Raw genomic sequence first — 463 nt, 5'->3', positions numbered from 1 at the left:
CGCCTAACGGGTGAGATTATACTGGCTCAGCCATTATCAATAAAATTAACGGTAGGTACGCTTGTCGCCATTACCGCTACAATTGTGTTATTTATTTTTACTGCTGAGTATTCTAGAAAAGAAACCGTTCGTGGCTTTTTAATCCCAATAAAAGGCGTGGTTAAAAGCGTAGCCACACAAGGTGGTGTGGTCGATAAGCTTTGGGTAAAAGAGGGCGATAAGGTAATAAAAGGTCAACCGCTTGTTAGTATTATTATTCAAAAGAAAAACGCCACAGGCATTGACTTAAGTGACCAGCTTATTGAGCAAGTTGAACGTCAAAAGTTAATGCTCTCTGATGAAATAAGCCAACACAACACACTCCAATTACAAGAAGTTAAACATTTAAAACAACGTTATTTAGCATTAAAAAATGAACAAGGTGCATTAACAAATCAGCTAACGTTAGCGGATGAAAAGTTAA

At 37.4% G+C, this 463-nt stretch carries 1 protein-coding gene; it reads left to right on the top strand.

Translation table 11 applies throughout. The annotated features are described in order from the left end of the window. Positions 1 to 463, top strand: a 463-nt coding sequence (locus BTO11_RS16540; RefSeq protein ID WP_483407213.1) for an HlyD family secretion protein, incomplete at both ends; no start/stop codon positions are given.

The organism is Psychrosphaera saromensis (genome assembly GCF_002954545.1).
Classification (GTDB): domain Bacteria; phylum Pseudomonadota; class Gammaproteobacteria; order Enterobacterales; family Alteromonadaceae; genus Psychrosphaera; species Psychrosphaera saromensis.
Note: the sequence above shows the minus strand (reverse complement) of the source record. Positions and strands in the feature narration are given on the sequence as shown.